The sequence below is a fragment of the Haloferax sp. Atlit-109R genome, assembly GCF_003665865.1.
Lineage (GTDB): Archaea > Halobacteriota > Halobacteria > Halobacteriales > Haloferacaceae > Haloferax > Haloferax volcanii.
The window spans coordinates 1,164,539-1,184,682 of the sequence record NZ_QPLO01000001.1 but is presented as its reverse complement, the minus strand read 5'-3'; the positions used below and the strand labels follow the sequence as shown (position 1 = coordinate 1,184,682).

Sequence of the window (20,144 nt, the reverse complement as noted above, 5' to 3'; positions counted from 1 at the left end):
CCATGTACATCGCGGACCAGACGTGGCCCGAACTCGGAGACTACGTGGCCGAATCGTCGCTCGCGGTCGTCCCCCTCGGCTCGACGGAACAGCACGGCCCGCACCTCCCGCTCGCCACCGACCACCTCATCGCGGAGGCGTTGGCCCGCGAGGCGGCCGACCGGACCGGCTACCTCTGTACCCCGACCGTCAACGTCGGCGTCAGCCCCCACCACCGCCAGTTCCACGGGACGATGTGGGTCGACCCGCCGCAGTTCCGCGACTACGTGGAGTCGCTGACGCGCAACCTCGCGTACCACGGCATCGACCGGGTCGTGTTCGTCAACGCCCACGGCGGCAACGTCCAGCACCTCCGGGAGGTCGGTCGCCGCCTCCGCGACGACGGCACCATGTACGCCATCGAGTGGATGTGGGACGAGTCGATTCCGGACCTCGTCACCGACCTGTTCGACCACCCCGGTCCCCACGGCGGGCCGAAGGAGACCTCGATGATTATGCACATCGCCCGCGACCTCGTCCGCGAGGGCGAACTCGACTCGGCCCGCGACGGCGGCGTCGTCGACCTGGGCGACGACCACCTCCGCGAACACGGCGCGCGGACGTTCTACGACGCCATCGAGAACTCCGGAAACGGCGTCTTCGGTGACCAGACCGACGCGTCGCCCGAGGCCGGCGAAGAGCTGTTCGAGGCCGCGACCGACCAGCTCGTTCGCCTGCTGTCGTGGCTCGACGACCAGCCGATAGACGACCTGCTCGCACCCGCGCACGTCGACCCCCAACCGGGGTCGCGTCGCTGACCCCTCGGCTGGCCGACACGCTCTTTTCTCCGCCGCCGAAGGGACGCCTATGACCGTCTGGGTCCTCGGCGACCAACTCGACCCGTCGGCCGCGCCGCTCCAGTCCGACGACCGCGTGCTGATGATCGAGGCGCACGCCTTCGGCGACCGACTGCCGTACCACCCCCAGAAGCTCGCGCTCGTCTTTGCGGCGATGCGGCACTTCCGCGACGACCTCCGCGACCGCGGCTACGAGGTGACGTACATCGAAGCCGAGACGTTCGGTGAAGGGCTCGACCGCTACTTCGACGCCGCGCCCGGCGACGACCTCGTCGTGATGGACCCCCCGAGCCACGGCGCGGGCGAGCGGCTTCGAGAGCTCGTTTCCGCCCGCGGCGGGTCGCTCACGCTCGTCGAGAACGACCTGTTTCTCACGACGCCCGCCGACTTCGACGACTGGGCCGGCGACGCCGACAGCTACCGACAGGAACACTGGTACCGACACGCCCGCCGGCAGACGGGCGTCCTGATGGACGGCAACGACCCCGTCGGCGGCGAGTGGAACTACGACGACCAGAACCGCGAGACGCCGCCGGAGGGGTGGACGCCGCCCGAAGCGCCGCGGTTCGACCCGGACGAGACGACGCGCGAGGTCATCGAGTTCGTCTGCGAGCGCTACCCCGACGCGTGGGGGTCGCCCGAGCCGTTCGTCTGGCCGGTGACGCGCGAGGCGGCGAGACAGGCGCTGTCGCACTTCGTCGAGGTCCGCCTCCCCGAGTTCGGCCCGTATCAGGACGCGATGGTCGACGGCGAGTGGGCGCTCTGTCACTCCCTGCTCTCGGCGGCCATCAACCTCGGCCTGCTGCACCCGCGCGAGGCGGTCGAGGCCGTCGAAGAAGCCTACGAACGGGGCGACGCCCCGCTCAACAGCGCCGAGGGGTTCGTGCGGCAGGTCCTCGGCTGGCGGGAGTTCGTGCGGCACGTCTACCGGCGGTCGATGCCCGAGTTGGCCGAAGCGAACCAACTCGACCAGACCGAACCGCTCCCGGAGGCGTACTGGACCGGCGAGACCGATATGAACTGTCTGTCCGAGGCCGTGGGCCACGTCCGCGACCGCGGCTACGCCCACCACATCGAGCGCCTGATGGTGCTTTCGAACTTCGCGCTGGTCTACGGCGTCGACCCGGCGGAACTCGACCGCTGGTTCCACCTCGGGTTCGTCGACGCGTTCCACTGGGTGACGACGCCGAACGTGGTCGCCATGGGGTCGTTCGCCACCGACGTGCTCTCGTCGAAGCCCTACGCCTCGTCGGGCAACTACGTGAACAAGATGTCCGACTACTGCTCGTCGTGTCCCTACGCGGTGTCGAAGACGACCGGCGAGAACGCCTGCCCGTTCAACGCGCTCTACTGGGACTTCCTGAAGGAGAACGAAGCACGCCTCCGCGGGACGGGTCGGATGGGACTCATGTACTCCCACGTCGACCGCAAGGACGACGAGGAGTGGGAAGCTATCCGGGCGCGGGCCGACGAGATTCGGCGGATGGGCCGGGCGGGGACGCTCTGAGGCGGGCGACGGCCGACCTCCACGGCCGACGGCCACGACCCGCGAGCGCCGCGGCTGGCGGCCTGAAAATGCGGAACTCTGCTTCGCTGTCGAGTCGCCGTCGGTCGGAACGCGTCGGACTCAGAGCCGCGTGACGTTCGTCGCCCGCGGGCCTTTGTCGGCCTCCTCGATGTCGAACTCCACTTCCTGACCCTCTTCGAGGTCGGGACCCTCGATGTCCTCCATGTGGAAGAACACGTCGTCGTCGTGGTCGTCGGTCTCGATGAAGCCGTAGCCGCCGGAGGACTTGAAGAACGCAACCTTACCTTTCGCCATTGCGTGTCGAAACTCATCGGTTGGCGGCATAAGGATTCCGCCGATTGCTATCAATGACCGTGGTACTCGTTTACTCACCTTCGAGTCAGTCGTCGCGCGGCTCTCGGCCGAGGGTGTGAAACTCCTCGTTCGGTCGCATATCCGCGAACATCGCCATGCGGTTGCTGAGGTTGAAGAAGGCTGTAACCGCGCCGATGTCCCATATCGCCTCCTCGGAGAAGTCGGCGTCGCGGAGTCGCTGGAGGTCGTCTCCGCCGACCTCGACGGGCGACTCGGTGAGTTTGACCGCCACGTCGAGCATCGTCTTGTGTTTCTCGGGGATGTCGGCGGTGCGGTAGTTGGCGACCAGTTGGTCCGCGAGCAGCGGGTCTTTCGCGTAGATGCGGACCAGCGCGCCGTGGGCGACGTTGCAGTAGTAACAGTGGTTGACGCCGGAGACGGCCACGATAATCATCTCCACCTCGTGGCGTTCGAGGTCGGTGTCCTCGACGAGCGCGTCGTGGTACTCGAAGAAGGGCCGGAAGTGCGAGGGTTTGTACGCGAACGCGGCGAAGACGTTCGGCGTGAAGCCGGCGCGCTCGGTCTCGTCGTCGATGCGCTCGCGGAGGTCTTCGGGGAGGTCGTCGCGGTCGGGAACCGGGAAGCGGCGCATGGCGTCGTCGTCCATGCGTCTCCGGTCTCCCGGACAGACCTTAACGATTCCTCATATCCGAGGGGCGCTCGCCGTCCCGAGTCCGGGGTGTTCGACTCCGAGTTTCAGGGCGTTCAGAGCGCGACCGAGAGGTACGCCGCCGCGGCCACGGCGAACACGCCGACGGCGAACAGGCCGTAGTTGGCGACGGTGTTGTCCGCGGTCCACAGCGAGAGCGTGAACTTCCGGGACGAAAGCGGCCACAGGGGGCGGATGCCGGCGGGCGTCAGCACGTCGGCCGCGAGGTGCGCGAGGATGGTGAGCGCGCCCACGGCGAAGCCGAACGCGCCGAGGGTCGTCGCCGCAGCCTCGGGTTGGCCCGCGTTGCTGGCGAGGAGGTACGCCCCGCCGCCGCCGACGCCGCCGACGAGGGCGGCGAAGAGGACGGTGTGGGTCGGCCCGCGGTGGGAGATGCCGGGGACGCGCATGTCGTAGTCGGGGAGCATCGCCAGCCAGCACATCGCCGCGCCGGCGACGAAGGCGAGTTCGGGGCGGCCGGCCTGCACGAGCGCGAAGCCGAGCGGAGCGAACACGAGGAGCGAGACGCCCCAGTGACCGAATCGGTACATCTGGTGTGCCCTCGCTCCCGCGGCGAACAAAACCTTTCGGCCGCCGCGACCGTCAGCGGAGCAATCGTTATCTCCGGTGGCCGCGACTTTCGCGGCATGAGCCAACACCTCTCGTCGTTCCTCTCGGGTCTGTCGGCGCTTGAGGTGACGGCCCTCGTCTTACTCATCTCGGTCGGCGGCGCGTTCGTCATGGAGACGGTGGTCATCCGCCTCCTGTTTCGATACACCAGCCGAACCGAGACCTCCCTCGACAACATCGTCGTCCAAGAGCTTCGGTGGCCCATCGTCGTCACCGTCTCGCTGACGGGCGTCTTCCTGTTTTCCAGAGCCCCGGCGGTCGCGGAGGCGTTCGTCGTCGACGCGGCGACGCTCAACGACTTCTTCGGCCTACCGTCGCTGTCGGTCGGCATCGTCGTCTGGGCGTGGGCGCTCAACCGCCTCGTCAACCGCCTCGTCGACGCGGTCAAGGACAAGGGCAGTCGCTACGACTTCGCGCCCGTCTTCTCGAACGTCTGGACCATCGTCGTCTCGGTCGGCACTATCGGCGCGCTCCTGTACATCTGGGGCATCGAAATCACGCCGCTTTTCGCCGGCGCGGGTATCGCCGGCATCGCCGTCGGATTCGCCGCCAAGGACACCGTCGCCAACTTCTTCGGCGGCATCGCGCTGTACTTCGACGACACCTACAAAATCGGTGACTACGTCGTCCTCGACTCCGGCGAGGCCGGCACGGTCGTCAAGGTCGGCATCCGCTCGACCACGCTTCTCACCCGCGACGAACTGCTCGTGACGGTGCCGAACTCGGTGCTCAACGCCGCCAAAATCATCAACGAGTCCGCGCCGAACCGCCGCCGCCGGCTGAAAGTCCCGGTCGGCGTCGCCTACGGTACCGACGTGGACGCGTTCGAGGAACTCCTGACCGACATCGCCCTCGACGAGCCGCTGGTCCTCGACAGCCCCCGACCCCGGCCGCGGTTCCGCCGGTTCGGCCCCGACGCGCTGGAGTACGAACTCGTCTGCTGGGTCAACAGTCCGCTCAAGCGCGGGAAGGCGACGCACAACCTCAACCGCGAGATATACAAGCGCCTGAACGACGCGGGCATCGGCATCCCGTTCCCCCAGCGGGACGTGCACGTCCACTCGGCGGACGCCGAGGCGACCCGGCAGTCGCCCGCGGCCGGGCTCTCGAACGGCGGCGTCCGGAAGCCGACGCGCGGCCGAGAGGCGGCCGACGAAGTGGTGGCCGGCGATGTCGCGGACGCGGACGCGGACGAAGACGACAGCGCCTACGACGAGTGAGCGCCCGGAGTACCCCGCCGTGGACACTCCGGGGCGACTCTCGCCGGGAACGTTAACCGCGATGCGGCCGTGGATCGGATATGCTCCAACTCGGTCCCGTGGACGGGCTCATCGAGACGTTCGGCCCCTTCGCGATTCCGGTCCTGCTGTTCGCCGCCGGGTTCGTCGGCTACCTCGTGCTCGTCGCGCTCGGGCGGACCGGGCGCGACGGGAGTTGACTCTACTCCTCGACGACGATGGTACCCGTCATGCCCGCGGCCTCGTGGGGCACGCAGTAGTACGCGTGCTCGCCGGCCGTCTCGAAGGTGTGGACGTAGGACTGGCCAGACTGGACCGCGCCCTTCCCTTCGCTCCAGCCGGTCTCGGCCGCTTCTTGGGACTCGAAGCCGCCTGAGGCCCAGTACACCGCTCCCTCGGGGAGTTCGTCGCCGTAGGCCGTGACCGAGTGGGCCTCGCCGCCGACGTGCTCGAACGCGACGGTGTCGCCGGCCGATACCGTCAGTTCCGCCGGCTCGAACGCGACGGCGGACATCTCTACGACGTGGTCGGCGTCCTCGGGGACGCCCTCGACGACGTTCGGCCCGCCGGACAGCGCCGCGTCGGCGGAACCGCCGTCTTCGGAGCCGCCCGCCTCGGGGGCCTTGCCGACTTCACCGACGACGGCGAACTGGGCGCGGGCGGTCGCCGTCGCGTACGCTTCTGCGGCGGCGTCGACTTCGCTTCCGTCCGCTAACGCGTCGACGTAGTCGGACAGCGCCGCCTCGAAGCCCTCGTAGGCGTCGCGGTCGCCCCCTTCTAAGGCCTCGTGGACGCGGGCCTCCTCGAACGTCTGGAAGACGCCGGTCATGCGCTCCGAGGCGGCGGCTCCGAGGCCGGCGTCCGCGGCCGCGGTGGCGACGACGGCGTACATCGAATCGACAGCCCGCTGGCCGTAGGTCTTGGCCGCGCCGTAGGCCTCGCCGCCCTCCTCGGCCGCGGTTCGGACCGACCCGAGCGCGCCCTCGAACGACTCGTAGAGGTCGTGGTCGGCCTCCTCCAAGGTCTCGTGATAGCCGCCCGCGCCGCTCTCGAAGAAGGCGAAGGTGGACTGGACGACCGAGCCGGCGCGGGCCGACGCGCCGACCTGCGCGAGCGCGGCGGCGTCGAATCCGCGGGCACCGAAGAACGCGGCCTCCGCGGCCGACACTTCGGCGGTCGCGCCGACGGCCGCCTCGAACTCGAACAGCGCGTCCATCGCGCCCTCGGCGTGGGCCGCGGCGGCGTCGGCGTTGCCGGCGGCCGCGTCCTCGACGAGGCCGGCGAGATGCTCCTCTTCGAAGCGGTGATAGAGCTCTTCGGACTCCTCTTCGACGGACTCGTGGAGGTTCGCCTCGTTCTCTTCGAACCGGGCGAAGAGGGATTCACCGACTGCGGCGGCGCGGTCCGTCTCGCCGACGGCGACCAGCTCGCGGGCGTCGCCGAGGCGGGCGCGGAAGAACGCCGCTTCGAGCACCGTCGCGGCCTCGCCGCCGACGAGCGCCGAGATTCCCGCGAGCAGGTTCTCGTCGACCGTCGCCACCGCCTCCTCGGCCGCCGCACCGTCGCCCGATTCGGCGGCCTCGGTCAGCGATTCCAGCCCGCCCTCGAAGCCCTCGTAGGCGTCGTGGTCGGCCTCCTCTAACGCCTCGTGCGCTCGCGCGCCTTCGAAGTGGGCGAACACGTCGCTCGCGACCGTCGCGGCGAAGTCGGCCTCGCCCGCGGCGACCAGTCGTGGCACGTCGGCGGCGCGGGCGCGGTAGAGCGACAGCGCGGCCGCGTGGGCGAACTCGTCGCCGGGACCGCCGAGCCCGGCGAGCACCTCGGCGTCGAAGCCGACCGCCTGCATGAGCGCGAGGTGACCCGCCCCGGCGACCGCCTCGGGAGCGAGTTCGTAGCTCGCATCGACCGTCGCGTCGGCGGCGGTCCGGGCCGAGGCGGCGATGGTCTCGGCGTCGCCAGCGTCGGCCGCGCCCTCGACGGCCGCCTCGAACGTCTCGTACAGTTCGCCCGAGGCGGACTCCAGCGACGAGTGCGCGGGCGCGTCCTCGAAGTCCTCGTACACCGCGTTCGCCAGTTCGGCCGCGGCGTCGACCTCGCCGGCCGCGGCGAGCAGACCGGCGTCGCGGGCGCGAGCGCCGAACAGCAGGACCTCCAGCGCGTCGACCACGGCGGCGTCGACGCGGCCGCGCTGGGCCGCAAGCAGGTTGTCGGCCGCCTGCACCGCGAGGTCCGACCCGCGCTCGGCGTCGCCGGCGGCGTACGCCTCTCTCGCGCCGCCGAGGTGCGATTCGAACGTCTCGTAGTTCTGTTCGTTCGTCGCCTCCAACTGCTCGTGTGCGCCCCACTCGCCCGAAGACTGCTCGAAGCGGGCGAACACGTCGCCGGTGACGCGGGCGGCGGTGCCCAGTCGCCCCGCGGCGGCCAGCGCGACGGTGTCGTAGAGGCGGGCGCGCATCGCGTTCCACTCGGCCGCGACGGCGACGGCGGCGTCGACGCTCACCGACGACTCGGCGTTCTCGGTGGTCGTTTCGGCCGCGGTCTCCGTCTCCGAATCGGTCTTGGCGGCGGTGGTCGTCTCATCGCTCGATTGGCCGTTGCAGCCCGCGAGCCCCGCGGTCGCGACTGCGAGCCCCGTCGTCTGCAAGAGACGTCGTCTGCTGTATTCCATGGTTTTAGGCACACCTAATAGTAGAAAAACGCGTCGATTTTTAGGCAGGCCGAAAACCCTGCGTCGTTCGGGTCAGTCGGCCGTCGCGGACTCGTCGCCGCGGAAGCGGTCCAGCGCCGACTCGAAATCGTCGTCGTCTTCGACGGTGTCTTCCCACTCTTCGAGGCCGCGTTCGGCGCGGGTCCCCGCGATGGTGTTGTCGAAGAAGAAGGCGATGAGGCCGCCGACTGCCATGCCGGTCGAACCGATGACGAAGACGGTGTCGGCGACGAGTTGGGTCCCGAGGACGGGGCCGACGAGCGCGACCTGTCGCATCCCCTCGCGGAACGCCGCCGCGCTTCCGACGTTCCCCATGTAGGCGGGGACGGCGAGACCGGCGAACATGGCGACGCCGACGATGAACACGTTCCGGGAGGAGTCGAGGTCGACGTACTTCAGGTTCGAGAGGCCGACGGCGACGATTTGGCCGAACATGGCGACGTAGAGGCCGCCGACGATGGGGTCGGGAATCGTCGCGATAAGCTGGCCGAAGTAGCCGACGAAGCCCATGACGAGCATCACGACCGCCCCGACCTGCACGACGTAGCGGGAGGCCACGCCCGTCAGGCCGATTGCGCCGATGTTCTCGGAGTAGGAGGTCGAGCCGCTGCCGCCCATGACGGCCGAGAAGACGTTCATCGCGCCCTCCATGCCGATGCCGTGATTGATGCGGCGCTCGGAGGGCGCGCCGACGCCCGAGAGCCGGGCGACGGCGTGGTAGTCACCGAACGATTCGACCATCGAGGCCGCGACGCCGGCGAGCATCCCGATGATAAAGGAGGTCGTGAACTGCGGGATGCCGAAGGCGACCGACCCCACGACGGGGAGCGAGACGGTCGTCGTCCCCGCGCCGCCCGCGAAGCCCCACTGAAGCGGGTAGATGGGCATGAGCGCCGGGGCCTCGATGACCGTCTGGAGGTTCACGTAACCCGCCGCGCCGGGCGCGATGACGCCCGCGACCGAGAGGCCGGCGGCGACGACGTACGAGACGATGACGCCGAGCAGCACCGGGAACAGCTTGAACGCCGGGTGCGCGGTGTCGAGATACTGCGAGAACAGGACGATGAGCGCGAGCGTCAGGCCGAGGAGCCACCAGTTGTTCGTGGCGGACGCGACCTGCGGGGCGTTGAAAAGCGACAGTCCGATGAGCGCGATGGTCGGCGCGATGACGACCGGCGAGATGAACTTCCGGAGGCGTCCGAGCAGACCGAAGTAGCCGACGAACACCTCGACCACGGCCGCGACGATAATCGCGCCCTGGAGTTGCAAGAGCGCGCTCTGCCACGCGACGCCCGACTGGTCGGCCGCCGTCGCCACGCCGATGACGGCGAGCGCCGGCGCGAGCATCGAGAAGGGCGCGCCCTGCACGATGGGGTAGCGGTTCCCGAACGTCGTCTGCATCAGCGTCGCGATGCCGGAGACGACGAAGAACGTCCCGACGAACCGCGGAATCACGTCGGCGGGCATGCCGAGGGCTCCGGCGAGGATGAGGGGAACGGCGATGTTCGCGCCCACCATGGTGAGGTAGTGTTGGGCGCCGAGAAGGAGAGCGGTCGGAAGAGGCGGTTTGTCGTCGATACCGTACTGCACGAACGAGGAGGGAGAGGAGTCGTCCGTCACGACCATCCCCCCGTATGTGGCGGTTCGCTCCCGAGCATAGTTGTCCGAGGATTTTGTTCAGACTATATATGTCCTGCTTTTCGCGCGCGTTCGGGGAGTAACGACTTTGTTTCACCGGTTTCATTCGTGGCGTGTGACCGACCGACACGGCGCTTCGGCGGCGGGGAACCGCGACCGGTGGCTGTTCGGCTGGGCGCTGGGCTACGCCGCGGTGGGCGCGTCGTCGCTCGTCGTCCCGCTGTACGCCATCGAACTGGGGGCGAGCGCGCTGTTCGTCGGCCTCATCGCCGCGACCGCCGCCTTCGCCGGCGCGCCGGGCGCGGTACTCTGGGGCAGACTGGCCGCCCGCGCGAAGCGCCGACGGCCCTTCATCCTCGTCGCGCTCGCGGCGACCGCGGGCGCGCTGGCTCTCACCGCCGTCGCCGCATCGCCGGTCGCGGTCCTCGTCGCCAACGCCCTCCTGTGGTTCGCCGTCGCCGCGGCCGCACCGGTGTTGAACCTCATCGTCGTCGAGGGCGTCCCCTCGAAGGAGTGGGACCGCCGCTTCGGCGTCCTCAACCACTATCAGGGCTACGGCTGGCTCGGCGGCCTCGTCGTCGGCGCGGTCTGGTCGGCGCTGGCCCCGCGGCTGTTCGGCCTCGACGCGCTGTCGGTCCAGCGGCGGTTCCTCGCCGCGGCCGCGGTCGCCGCCGCCCTCGGGGCCGTCCTCGTCCGCGTCTGGTACCCCGAGCGCTCGACGGTGTCGACGCGACGGTTCGCCCGCGTCTCGGCCAGTATCCGTCGACAAAGCGGCCTCGTCGGGCGCTCCGTCCGCGCGGTCCCGTACGGTCCCTCGCGGCTCTACTGGGCGCTCCAGAGCCTCGACCTCGACGACCTCCGAGCGCGGATGAGCCCCGACCTCCTCCGGTATCTCGCGGCCGCGACGCTGTTTTTCGTCGGCTTCTCGGTGTTCTTCGGGCCGTTGCCCGCGTACCTCGTCGACTCCGGGCGGACCGCCGACGAGGTGTTCGCCCTGTTCGTCCTGTCGAGTCTCGGGTCGGCGGCGAGCTACGCGAAGGTCGGCGCGTTCGCCGCGCGACACGACCCCCGTCGCCTCCAGGCCGGCGCGCTGGCGACCCGCGGCCTCGCCTTCCCGGCGGTCGCCGTCGTCGGCACGCAGTTGGCCGCGTTCGCCGCGCTCGTCACGCTCGGCGCGACGTTCCTCGTCATCGGCGTCACGTGGGCGGTCATCGCGGTGACCGCGACGGGGCTGGTGACGCGGCTCGCGCCCGACCGGATTCGCGGGGAGGCCCTCGGCGCGTACACGGCGCTTTCGAGCCTCGGCGGCGGGGTCGGCTCGGCGCTCGGCGGCCTCGTCGCGGACGCCGCCGGCTACGTCGCGGCGTTCGGGCTCGCGGGCGTCGTCGTGGGCTGTGCGCTCGTCGTGGTGTTGCTCACCGGCGGTCGGGGCGTCGCGGCGGGAGAGCAGTCGCTCGCCGATTAGGGTCTCGAAAACGAAAGCGGGGCCGGTCGTCGAACCGCCTTACTCGATGGCGTGCACCGGCGAAATCCAGACGACGAGGTCGCCGTCGCGCTTGATGACGCCCTCGATGGAGTCGTCTTTTTCCAGCGGCGGGTCCTCCACGTCGTCCATCGAGACGCGCACGACCTGGTACACCTCGTCGACGAGCCAGCCGGTCGCCGCCTCGTCTTCGAACTTGTTCGGGTCGAAGATGACGATGCGCTTCGACTCGCCCCCGGCGTCGATGCTGAGAAGCGACTTCGGATTGATGATGGACGTGGTCCGCCCGCGGAGGTCCATCACGCCCTCGACGTAGTCCGGCGCGTTCGGCACCGCCGTGAGCTGGCCCTTGTCGACGATTTCGCTCACGTACTCGATGTCGACGCAGTACGTCTCCGGTCCGAGTTGGAATTCCAGCACCTGTACTTCTTCGGCGGAGTCCTCCGCGTCGGTCTCGTCCGCGCTCATCTCGGTCGTGATTGCATCTTGTCGCATGGTCAACCCCGGCGGCGACATCCGCCGCCACCTGTCTGCTTCAGAGTGGTGAGATTCAGCGTATAAAGATACGTACTCGATTATCAGCCGTGATTATCCCCGCCGAGTGTTTATATACCCGATTTCCGAACCACGGAGGTAGATGAGCGGTCAACGAAACGGCACACTAACGAAGCCACCGAGCCCTCGGCGGGGGACCCACTCGACGACTCAGCGGGACCGTCGTCTCGGCACCAACGGGTGGGGGCGATGAGTTCGACCGCCGGCGCGGGACCGACGCGAGCGGTCGTCGTCGACGACTCGCGGTTCATGCGGACGCTGATTCGCACGCTCCTCGAAGACGCAGACGTCGAGGTCGTCGCCGAGGCGGCCGACGGCCGCGAGGCGATTTCGGTGGTCGAGGAGAACCGACCGGACGTGGTGACGATGGACATCGAGATGCCCGAGATGAACGGCCTCGACGCGGTCGAGGCCATCATGGAGGAGTGTCCGACGCCCGTCCTCATGCTCTCGGCGCACGCCGAGGAGGACGCCGACGTGACGTTCGAAGCGCTCGACCGGGGGGCGGTCGACTTCGTGACGAAACCGGGCGGCGAAGTCACCTCCGAGATGCCCCGCGTCAAGCGGGAACTGGTCGAGAAGATTCAGTCCGCCGCGGCGGTCGACCTCTCGGCGACGCGCCGGGGCTCTCGCCCACCGAAAGCGGAGTCGAAGTCGCCGGCGACCGCGGGGTCGGCATCGGCGGCGTCGGAGACGACCGAGTCGCTCCCGACCGAGGGCTCGACGCTGATTATCGGCGCGTCCACGGGCGGGCCGAACGTCGTCGAACGAGTGCTCGCGGCGCTCCCCGCGGAGGCCGGCCTCCGCGTGCTGGTCGTCCAGCACATGCCGGCCGGCTTCACGAAGCGCTTCGCGGCGCGGCTCGACGGCCGCTGTGACTACGAGGTCCGCGAGGCCGAAGACGGTGAGCGAATCGGCCCCGGACAGATTCGAATCGCACCGGGCGGCTCGCACCTCCTCGTGACCGGCGACCGCGCGGGACGCCTCCGGCTCGAACTCTCCGACGACGAGCCGCTGCACGGCGTCAAACCGGCTATCGACCTCACGATGGCGTCGGCCGCGGAGGCGGTCGACGCGCCGCTGGCCGGCGTCCTGCTCACGGGTATGGGCCGCGACGGCGTCGAGGGGATGACTCGAATCGAGCGGGCGGGCGGCCACACGGTCGCACAAGACGAAGCGACCTCCGCAATCTTCGGAATGCCGAAGCGGGCCATCGAGGCCGGCTGTGTCGACACCGTCGCGGCCGACGGGCGAATCGCGGACGAAGCACTCAGCGGGCTCACTACCTGACCATGGACGAAGAACTCTACCAAGCATTCATCACCGAGAGCGAAGAGAGCATCACGCAGTTGAATAACTCGCTTCTGTCGCTGGAGTCGAACCCGGACGACACCGAGGCCATCGACGACATCTTCCGGCAAGCCCACACGCTGAAGGGGAACTTCGGCGCGATGGGCTTCGACAACGCCGCGACCGTCGCCCACGCCGTCGAGGACCTCCTCGACGAGATTCGCCACGAGCGACTCGACGTGACGGCCGAGCGGATGGACCTCGTCTTCGACGGGATGGACCTCATCGTGGACATCCTCCACGACATCGAGGAGAACGGCGAGTCAACCATCGACCCGAGCGACACGGTCGAGGAGATTCGCGCGGCCGTCGAGGACGGCGGTGACGCGGGAAACTCGAATCCGGCGGCGTCTGACGAGGCCGACCGCGAGTCGGTCGACCTCGGCTCTCTCGCCGCCGACTGCGTCGACGCGGACGCGTTGGACGCGACCACACTCACCCACGCCCACGTCGAACTCGACGCCGGCCAGATGAAGGGCGTCGACGCCGGCATCTTCCTCAGCAGCATTCCCGAGGACCTCGACGTGGTCGGAGCGAACCCGCCCCGCGACGCCATCGAAGACGGCGAGTACGGCGACGGCTTCGACCTGTTCGTCGCGGAGCGCGACGCCGCCGTCGTCGAGAGCGAACTCGACGGCCTCTGGAAGGTTTCCGCGGTCGAGACGACCGACGTATCCGACGCGCTCGCCGCCGGGGACGCGACCGCGACTGCAAGCGACGCGCCGGCCGCCGACTCCGACGCGGACGCCGAGAGAGACGCCTCGGCGCCGGACGAGACCGAGCCGAGCGCCGACGCCGACGCTGACGCTGCCGGCGACACCGGCGCGGACGCGGCCACCGACGAACAGGCGGGCGACGACGGCTCCGAGGGAGACGCCGACGGAGCCGAATCGACCGACGGCGACGGCGAAGACGACGCGGACGACGCGGACGAGGGCGACGGCGCGGAGCAGAAAAAGGAGGCACGCTCCATCTCGGCGGTCAAGTCCGTCCGCGTGGACGTCGACCAACTCGACGAACTCCACGAACTCGTCGAGCAGTTGGTCACGAGCCGAATCAAGCTCAGAAACGCCATCGACGTGGGTCAGACGACGGCGCTCGACACGCTCGACGAACTGGACAAAATCTCGTCGAACCTCCAGAACACCGTGATGGACATGCGGCTCATCCCGCTGAAGAAGGTGTTCGACAAGTTCCCCCGACTCGTGCGCGACCTCGCCCGCGAGCAGGACAAGCGCGTCTCGTTCAAAGTCGAGGGCGCGGACATCGAACTCGACCGAACCATCCTCGACGAGATTTCCGACCCGCTGATGCACGTCCTCCGGAACGCCGTCGACCACGGCATCGAAGCCCCCGACGTTCGCGAGGCGAACGGCAAGTCCCGCACGGGGACCATCCGGCTCTCCGCGCGCCGCCAACACGACACCGTCATCGTGACCGTCGAGGACGACGGGAGCGGCATCGACGCCGACGCCGTCCGCGAGAAGGCAATCGACAAGGGCGTTGCGACCCGCGAGGAACTGGACCAGATGCCCGACAGCGAGGTGTACGACTACATCTTCCATCCCGGCTTCTCGACCAACGACGAAATCACCGACGTGTCCGGCCGCGGCGTCGGCATGGACGTGGTGAAGACGACCGTCGAATCGCTCGACGGCTCGGTGTCGGTCGAGAGCGACCCCGGCGAGGGGAGCACGTTCAACATCCGGCTGCCGGTGTCGGTCGCCATCATCAAGGTGCTTTTCGTCCAGGTCGAAGACCGCGAGTTCGGCGTCCCCATCAAGTACATCGACGAGATTAGCCGCCGCGACCGCGTCCAGACGGTCAACGGCGCGGAGGTCATCGTCCACGAGGAGACCATCTTCCCCCTGATTCGGCTCCGCGAGGCGCTGGAAATCGACTCGCCCGAGCCCGACGACGGGATGGTGGTCCGCATCCGCCCCGACGACAGGCAGGTCGCGCTCCACTGCGACGGCGTGACGAAACAGGAGGAGGTCGTCGTGACGCCCCTCCAAGGGCCGCTGTCGGGCGTCGGCGGGCTGTCGGGGACGGCCGTCATCGGCGACGGGAACGTCATCCCGATTCTCGACGTGTCGACGCTTCAACTTCCCGCCGACGGCGAGCAGGCGATGCGCGAGTTCGACCCGAGCCAGCTCCCCGACACCGCCGAGGAGGCGGCCGACTGATGCCGTCGTCGGCGACCGACGACCCGGCGTTCGACCGGCTCTTGGACTACATCGAAGACTCCCTGCAGTTCCAGACGAGTTCGTACAACGACGCCTACCTCGACCGCCGAATCTCCGCCCGGATGCGGCGACGACGCGTCGACGACTACGGGTCGTACCACGACCTCCTCACCGACGACGAAGAAGAACAGCAGGCGCTCCTCGACGCGCTGTCGGTCAACGTGACGAGCTTCTTCCGCAACCCCGAGGTGTGGGAGGCGCTCCGGGAGGTGCTCCGCGACCTGAGTTCGCGGGGGAGCCGCCACGACCCAATCAAGATATGGAGCGCGGCCTGCTCGGACGGCCGCGAGGCCTACTCGCTGGCGATGCTCGCCCACGACGACGACCGAGTCGACGAGCGCCGCATCGAAATCGTCGGCACGGACATCAAACGCGAGATTCTGCGCGCCGCCAGAGCCGGCGAGTACCGCGCCTCCGAGACGAACGACGTGGCCGAACAGCTCGACCCCATCGGCCGCTGGGAGCGCTTCGTCGACCGCGACGACGACACCTTCCGGGTGAAAGACGCCGTCACCGACATGGTCCGCTTCGAGCGGCGGGACCTCATCCGCGAGGAGCCGCCGGGGACGTTCGACCTCGTCGTCTGCCGGAACCTGTTCATCTACATCAACGCCGAGTCGAAGCGCGCCGTCTTCGAGACGCTCGGCTCCGCGCTGAACCCGGACGGCTACCTCACCATCGGCATGACCGAAACCATCCCGCCGACGTGCAGACAGCAGTTCGACCCCGTCGAGAAACGACTCCGCATCTACCGCGCGAGCGACGCCGCGGTCGGGAGGTGAGCGATGAAACCCGGTGAGCAAAAGCTCGGGGACACGCGCGGGCGGTTCCTCCAAGTCGTCAAGAACGGCCGGGAGATGCACGACGTGGACTGGACGAGCGGCCGCATCCTGCTTTCGAACCGGCGGCTCATCCTCGCGGGCACGGGCGGCAAGCGGACGATTCAGCTCTCGAAGATACAGGAGTTCGGCGGCCGGTACGACGTGAACCAACGCATCGCGACCGTCTCCGACTACTTCAGCGTCCACATCCCGTCGGGCGTCGTCCTGCTCGCGCCCGTCGACTACGACGAGTTCGAGACGGACTTCTTCGGCGCGCTCCTCAACACCGAACAGTTCCTCGCGCGACACCCCGCCGTCGCCGGCGGCGTCGTCCAGAACACCGAGTGGGAGAAATCCCGGCTCAAAGTCGAGACGGAGGCCGTGAGCATGGCGACCGTCGGCGGCAAGTTCGTCGAGATACGGCTCGACGACATCGGCGACGTGAAGACCGGCGAGCGGACCATCGTCGACGAACACCGCAGCGTCATCGAGGTCGAACACTCCGACGACGAGGGGACGAGCCTCCAGACGTACATCTCCGGCTCCGACCGCGCCGTCAGTTTCCTCTACACGCTCCTCCGCGAGGGCGAGGAGCTTTCGGAGACCTCCATCGAACTGAGCGAGACGGACAAACAGGTCCTCACGGCGCTGTACTCCGGCGTCTCGCCGTTCGACATCCCGAACTTCCTCGGCCTCGACGTGGACGAGGTCGAGGAACTCTTTCAGCGACTCATCGACCACAACGTCGTCGAGGAGATTCGCGTGCGCCACGAGGTGCAACTCAACGCCCGCGGCCGCAGTATCGCGTCGGACGCCATCAACGAGCAGTAGCCAGCATTCGGTTTTTCGCGGCGCAGTCGTCGAACCGAGAGCGACGCGTCGCGCTCGTCAGTCGTCGCTCGCGCGCTGAGAGGCCCGTTCGAGGCCCAGGCCATGAATCGCGAGGATTGGTAAAAGAGCGCTCATGACGCCGACTATGCTGTACCAGAAGTGGTCGTTCGGCCCGGACCATCGCCAGCGGTACGCGGGAAAGGCAACGAATCCGAAGCCCACAATTGTGTACGTGAGAAGCAGGGTGACGCCGACCAACGCGTCGCCGTGTCGGAAGCCGAAGGAGTAGCTGACCACGCTTCCGATTGCCAGGCCCACGAGCGACGAAGTCCGCGTCCGCATGGTGTCTGATTAGTTGACCAGTTGATGGTTCTTCGCAACCACCCGACGGAACCGATTCCGCCAGAAAAAACAGCGTCAGACGTTCACGTCTTCGATTTCCTCGTTGACGACGAACCGCCCTTGCGGCGTCAGCGAGGTCGGCAGTTCGTCGTCGCCGATGAGTTCCTCCTCGTGGAGCGTCTCCAGTTCCGCTTCGAGGACTTCCTCTTCGACGCCGAGGAGTTCGCTGAAGTCGACCTCGGCGGCCATCTCGCCGGCGGAGTACAGCCCGACGAGGACTTCGAGGCCCTGTTCGGTGATTTCGACGTCGCGGACGCCCGACTTTATCCAGTGGTAGACGAGTCTGAGGTAGCGCCCGAGGATGTTCATCTTCCGCCGCGAGTCGAGCGTTATCTCGGAGGTGACCGTCTGGCCCTGTTTGACGTGCTGGACCGAAAGCACCAGTCGCGTTTCGCCGTCGACGGTCCGTTCGAGCACCTCGAAGAAGATGACGCTCGCGAGGTCGATGTGGAACGGCTCGCCGTTCTCCGTGAGCGGGCCGTCGTCGTCGGGGAACGTGACGGCCTCGTAGTCGAGATGCAGGCCCGAGGGTCGGCGCTCCGTGTCGAGGACGCGGCCGCCGATGCGGGCCGGGTGGGTAACCTGCGCGCGCGAGCCGTTGAGCGCCGCGCGGAACAACAGCAGCGAGAACTTCTCGATGGTCTCGCGGTCGCCGCCGATGACGGTCGTCCGTCGCTGGCGGCCGATGATGTAGCCCACCATCACGGTGTAGTCGAAGAACTCCTCGACCTCCGGGGGGACCTGCCCGACGGCGATATCGAAGATGGAGGTGATGGGGATGACGGTCTTGGCCTTCGAGGTGGCGAGGATGAGCCGCCGTTGGCTCATCAGGACGCGCCCCTTGACGGGTTCGAACGAGGCGTTTCCGCCGGCGACGAAGTTGGCGACGAAGTCGACGACGATGGATTCGCCGTCGCTGGTCCGTTTTTCCGTCTGCTTCTTCGAGCGCTCCCGCTCTTGTTCCTCGCGTTTGTCCGACGGTTCGGACTTCTTCCGGCGGTACGCCTGCAGGAGATCGCTTTTCGCCACGTCGCCCCCCTCGGGCGCGCGGGAACGGGCCTCCTGTGCGGTCTGTTCGCCACCTGTGTCTGGCATCGTATCTCGGGTCTGTCTCTGTGGTCCGTCGTCAGTCATACACTAATCAGCGCTCCTGCGAGCGACGAGGTCGCGACCGCCATCAGGGAGCCAACCCAGACGAGCATCACGAAGTGGAGGTACGCGTTCGCCTTGTGCCCCCCGTCGACCATCCGAATCATGAGCGACGACAGGAGGGCGTTGAACAGGATGATGAGCGTCAGCATGTACTCGATAAAGGGCACGTCGTAGACGCCGGCGTAGATGAGCGTCCCGAACTGGAGGCTGTCGAGGTTCATCTCCGTCGAAAACGACGCGAGAATCTCGACGACTTCCAGCCCGATGAAGAAGGCGAACGACGCGGAGGCCGTGATGCCGTAGAGGACGCCGATGAGCGTGACGGTCGACTGCTTCCGCTGGCGACGGAGCTTGATAATCTCGTTCATGTTGCGGCTGATGAGTTCGCCGAGAAGCTTCGGCTTGCCACCCATCGACCGGCCGACGTTGTACATCTCGGAGAACTTCTGGACGAGGTAGGAGTTCGTCTCCGCGGTGAAGAAGAACCACGAGCGGTCGGGGTCGAGTCGCATCCGAAGCCGCGTGTACAGCCGGGCGATTTCACGCGAGAGGACGCCGAAGTCCTTCGTCTTGAGCGTCTTCAGGACGGCCGTCGTCGTGCTCTGTTTCGCCGTCTCCGAGGCCCCGAGCGCGCGGATGAAGCCGGGGTACTCCTCGTCGCGCTCGCCGATGCGTTTCTCGTGGCGGCGCGCGACGATACCGGGGACCGCGAGCGGCGTCAGCGGGGTCGAGATGAGAAGCGGAATCGGGAGCTCAATCATGATGGGCCGAACCGTCGCGCCGACGGGAGTCAGATTGAACGTGCCCAACGCGAGCACGAGCACCATCGTGATAGAGAGGCCGACCGCGCCGTACAGCGTGATGTCTATCTGCCGGTTCGCCTTCGTCCGGTACTCCCGCTGGTGGTACCACAGCGGGTCGTGCGGCGACATCGTCCGGATGACGAAGTAAAAGCCCAACTGCACGAAGACGAACAGCACGATGACCGCGCCGATGGTCATCGTCGCGTCGGTCCCCGTCAGGATGGGGAGCACGATGGCGTTGATGATGGCGAACGTCATCGACAGAATCATCGAGAGGTAGAGGTCCTTCATGACCTCCAGATTCCCGAGGGCGCTCTCGTAGACGGTGATGTACTTCTGAATCATCGCGTTCTGCTCGCCGAGGAGGAAGTCGTCGATGCTCTGCCCCGCGTTGATGGAGTACGCGAGCCGGTCGAGGAAGTCAGCGAGCGGCTTCGACGGGACCTCCCGCGCCCGGCGCTGACAGGCGTCGTCGAGCGACTGGTTCCACGCGTCGACGAGCTGGACGATGCGGTTCATCTCGGTCGCCAACTCGCCGTACTCCTCTTCGCGCGCGAGCGTTCGGAACACGGCGACGCGGTCGATGTTCGTCGTCGAGAGCACGGTCATGTGCGTGATAAGCAGGTGCAGTTGGTTCTCCAAGCTGCGGCGCGTCTGTTCGACGAGGAGCCGCGGGTAGAGAACGGCCCCGCCCAAGAGCAACACGCCGAGGAGGAACACGGGGATGCGGACGAGGAGGGGAAGGGGAAGCGCGATGGCACCGGCCACAGAGAGGAAGAAAAACACGATGGCAGGGCCGAGCACCGCGAGCAGGTACCGCGGCAGCTCCATCGGCATCTGCTCGTACGACTCGATGATGTCGCTGATGAAGTCCCGGACCTGCACCGCCTGCATCGACGTGCTCTGTTCCCCTGCCATCTC

General features: G+C 67.9%; 18 protein-coding genes. 9 read left to right on the top strand and 9 right to left on the bottom strand.

The annotated features are described in order from the left end of the window. Nucleotides 1-2 precede the first annotated feature (2 nt). Nucleotides 3-797, top strand: a complete 795-nt coding sequence (locus DVK03_RS06210; RefSeq protein WP_115802467.1) for a creatininase family protein — start codon at nucleotides 3-5, stop codon at nucleotides 795-797. 49 nt (nucleotides 798-846) lie between these two features. Next, a complete protein-coding gene (locus DVK03_RS06205) occupies nucleotides 847-2,343 on the top strand; it encodes a cryptochrome/photolyase family protein (protein ID WP_115802466.1) in 1,497 nt (498 codons plus the stop codon). A 120-nt stretch (nucleotides 2,344-2,463) separates the two neighbouring features. Here DVK03_RS06205 and DVK03_RS06200 read toward each other — a convergent pair whose 3' ends face one another. The 3 genes from DVK03_RS06200 to DVK03_RS06190 all read right to left on the bottom strand — a co-directional run bounded on the left by DVK03_RS06200 (nucleotide 2,464) and on the right by DVK03_RS06190 (nucleotide 3,918). Next, complete coding sequence (locus tag DVK03_RS06200; RefSeq protein WP_004043709.1) at nucleotides 2,464-2,658, bottom strand: cold-shock protein; 195 nt, start codon at nucleotides 2,656-2,658, stop codon at nucleotides 2,464-2,466. An 85-nt stretch (nucleotides 2,659-2,743) separates the two neighbouring features. Next, nucleotides 2,744-3,325: a peroxidase-related enzyme gene (locus tag DVK03_RS06195; RefSeq protein WP_115802465.1), complete on the bottom strand. Its 582-nt coding sequence runs from the start codon at nucleotides 3,323-3,325 to the stop codon at nucleotides 2,744-2,746. A 98-nt stretch (nucleotides 3,326-3,423) separates the two neighbouring features. After that, nucleotides 3,424-3,918 carry a metal-dependent hydrolase gene (locus tag DVK03_RS06190; protein WP_004063715.1) on the bottom strand — a complete coding sequence of 165 codons (495 nt, stop codon included), beginning with the start codon at nucleotides 3,916-3,918 and terminating at the stop codon, nucleotides 3,424-3,426. 96 nt (nucleotides 3,919-4,014) lie between these two features. Here DVK03_RS06190 and DVK03_RS06185 point away from each other — a divergent pair, with 96 nt between their 5' ends. Together DVK03_RS06185 and DVK03_RS20005 are read left to right on the top strand one after the other, a co-directional pair. Next, nucleotides 4,015-5,217 (top strand): mechanosensitive ion channel family protein, encoded by a 1,203-nt coding sequence (locus tag DVK03_RS06185; RefSeq protein WP_115802464.1) that lies wholly within the window; start codon nucleotides 4,015-4,017, stop codon nucleotides 5,215-5,217. Nucleotides 5,218-5,297: 80 nt separating this feature from the next. Next, a complete protein-coding gene (locus DVK03_RS20005) occupies nucleotides 5,298-5,435 on the top strand; it encodes a hypothetical protein (protein ID WP_004043713.1) in 138 nt (45 codons plus the stop codon). Nucleotides 5,436-5,437: 2 nt separating this feature from the next. Here the strand turns inward: DVK03_RS20005 and DVK03_RS06180 are convergent, their stop codons facing one another. Together DVK03_RS06180 and DVK03_RS06175 are read right to left on the bottom strand one after the other, a co-directional pair. Next, the gene (locus tag DVK03_RS06180) at nucleotides 5,438-7,903 is read right to left on the bottom strand and encodes a DUF5059 domain-containing protein (RefSeq protein ID WP_115802463.1); all 2,466 of its coding nucleotides are present in this window, start codon (nucleotides 7,901-7,903) and stop codon (nucleotides 5,438-5,440) included. 72 nt (nucleotides 7,904-7,975) lie between these two features. After that, nucleotides 7,976-9,568, bottom strand: coding sequence for a uracil-xanthine permease family protein (locus DVK03_RS06175; protein ID WP_004063722.1), 1,593 nt, complete (start codon nucleotides 9,566-9,568; stop codon nucleotides 7,976-7,978). Between the two features lie 127 nt (nucleotides 9,569-9,695). Between DVK03_RS06175 and DVK03_RS06170 the strand changes: the two genes are divergently transcribed. After that, nucleotides 9,696-11,045, top strand: a complete 1,350-nt coding sequence (locus DVK03_RS06170; RefSeq protein WP_115802462.1) for an MFS transporter — start codon at nucleotides 9,696-9,698, stop codon at nucleotides 11,043-11,045. A 39-nt stretch (nucleotides 11,046-11,084) separates the two neighbouring features. On the opposite strand, the gene DVK03_RS06165 is transcribed toward DVK03_RS06170, so the two are convergent. Further along, nucleotides 11,085-11,558 carry a chemotaxis protein CheW gene (locus DVK03_RS06165; protein WP_006600388.1) on the bottom strand — a complete coding sequence of 158 codons (474 nt, stop codon included), beginning with the start codon at nucleotides 11,556-11,558 and terminating at the stop codon, nucleotides 11,085-11,087. Nucleotides 11,559-11,807: 249 nt separating this feature from the next. Here DVK03_RS06165 and cheB point away from each other — a divergent pair, with 249 nt between their 5' ends. The 4 genes from cheB to DVK03_RS06145 are packed head-to-tail and all read left to right on the top strand — an operon-like array spanning nucleotide 11,808 to nucleotide 16,866. Then, the gene (gene cheB, locus DVK03_RS06160; RefSeq protein WP_199505977.1) at nucleotides 11,808-12,908 is read left to right on the top strand and encodes a chemotaxis-specific protein-glutamate methyltransferase CheB; all 1,101 of its coding nucleotides are present in this window, start codon (nucleotides 11,808-11,810) and stop codon (nucleotides 12,906-12,908) included. A 2-nt stretch (nucleotides 12,909-12,910) separates the two neighbouring features. After that, nucleotides 12,911-15,154 carry a chemotaxis protein CheA gene (locus DVK03_RS06155; RefSeq protein WP_115802460.1) on the top strand — a complete coding sequence of 748 codons (2,244 nt, stop codon included), beginning with the start codon at nucleotides 12,911-12,913 and terminating at the stop codon, nucleotides 15,152-15,154. Further along, nucleotides 15,154-15,996 (top strand): protein-glutamate O-methyltransferase CheR, encoded by an 843-nt coding sequence (locus DVK03_RS06150; protein WP_004063727.1) that lies wholly within the window; start codon nucleotides 15,154-15,156, stop codon nucleotides 15,994-15,996. Before DVK03_RS06155 ends, DVK03_RS06150 begins: the two co-directional genes overlap by 1 nt. Before the next feature lie 3 nt (nucleotides 15,997-15,999). Then, nucleotides 16,000-16,866, top strand: a complete 867-nt coding sequence (locus DVK03_RS06145; protein ID WP_004043721.1) for a CheF family chemotaxis protein — start codon at nucleotides 16,000-16,002, stop codon at nucleotides 16,864-16,866. A gap of 57 nt (nucleotides 16,867-16,923) precedes the next feature. On the opposite strand, the gene DVK03_RS06140 is transcribed toward DVK03_RS06145, so the two are convergent. The 3 genes from DVK03_RS06140 to flaJ form a co-directional block, all read right to left on the bottom strand. Beyond that, nucleotides 16,924-17,208 carry a hypothetical protein gene (locus DVK03_RS06140; protein WP_233521754.1) on the bottom strand — a complete coding sequence of 95 codons (285 nt, stop codon included), beginning with the start codon at nucleotides 17,206-17,208 and terminating at the stop codon, nucleotides 16,924-16,926. Between the two features lie 75 nt (nucleotides 17,209-17,283). Then, the gene (locus DVK03_RS06135) at nucleotides 17,284-18,297 is read right to left on the bottom strand and encodes a CheF family chemotaxis protein (protein WP_199505985.1); all 1,014 of its coding nucleotides are present in this window, start codon (nucleotides 18,295-18,297) and stop codon (nucleotides 17,284-17,286) included. Nucleotides 18,298-18,398: 101 nt separating this feature from the next. Continuing rightward, nucleotides 18,399-20,141, bottom strand: a complete 1,743-nt coding sequence (flaJ, locus tag DVK03_RS06130; RefSeq protein WP_006600393.1) for an archaellar assembly protein FlaJ — start codon at nucleotides 20,139-20,141, stop codon at nucleotides 18,399-18,401. Nucleotides 20,142-20,144: the final 3 nt, after the last annotated feature.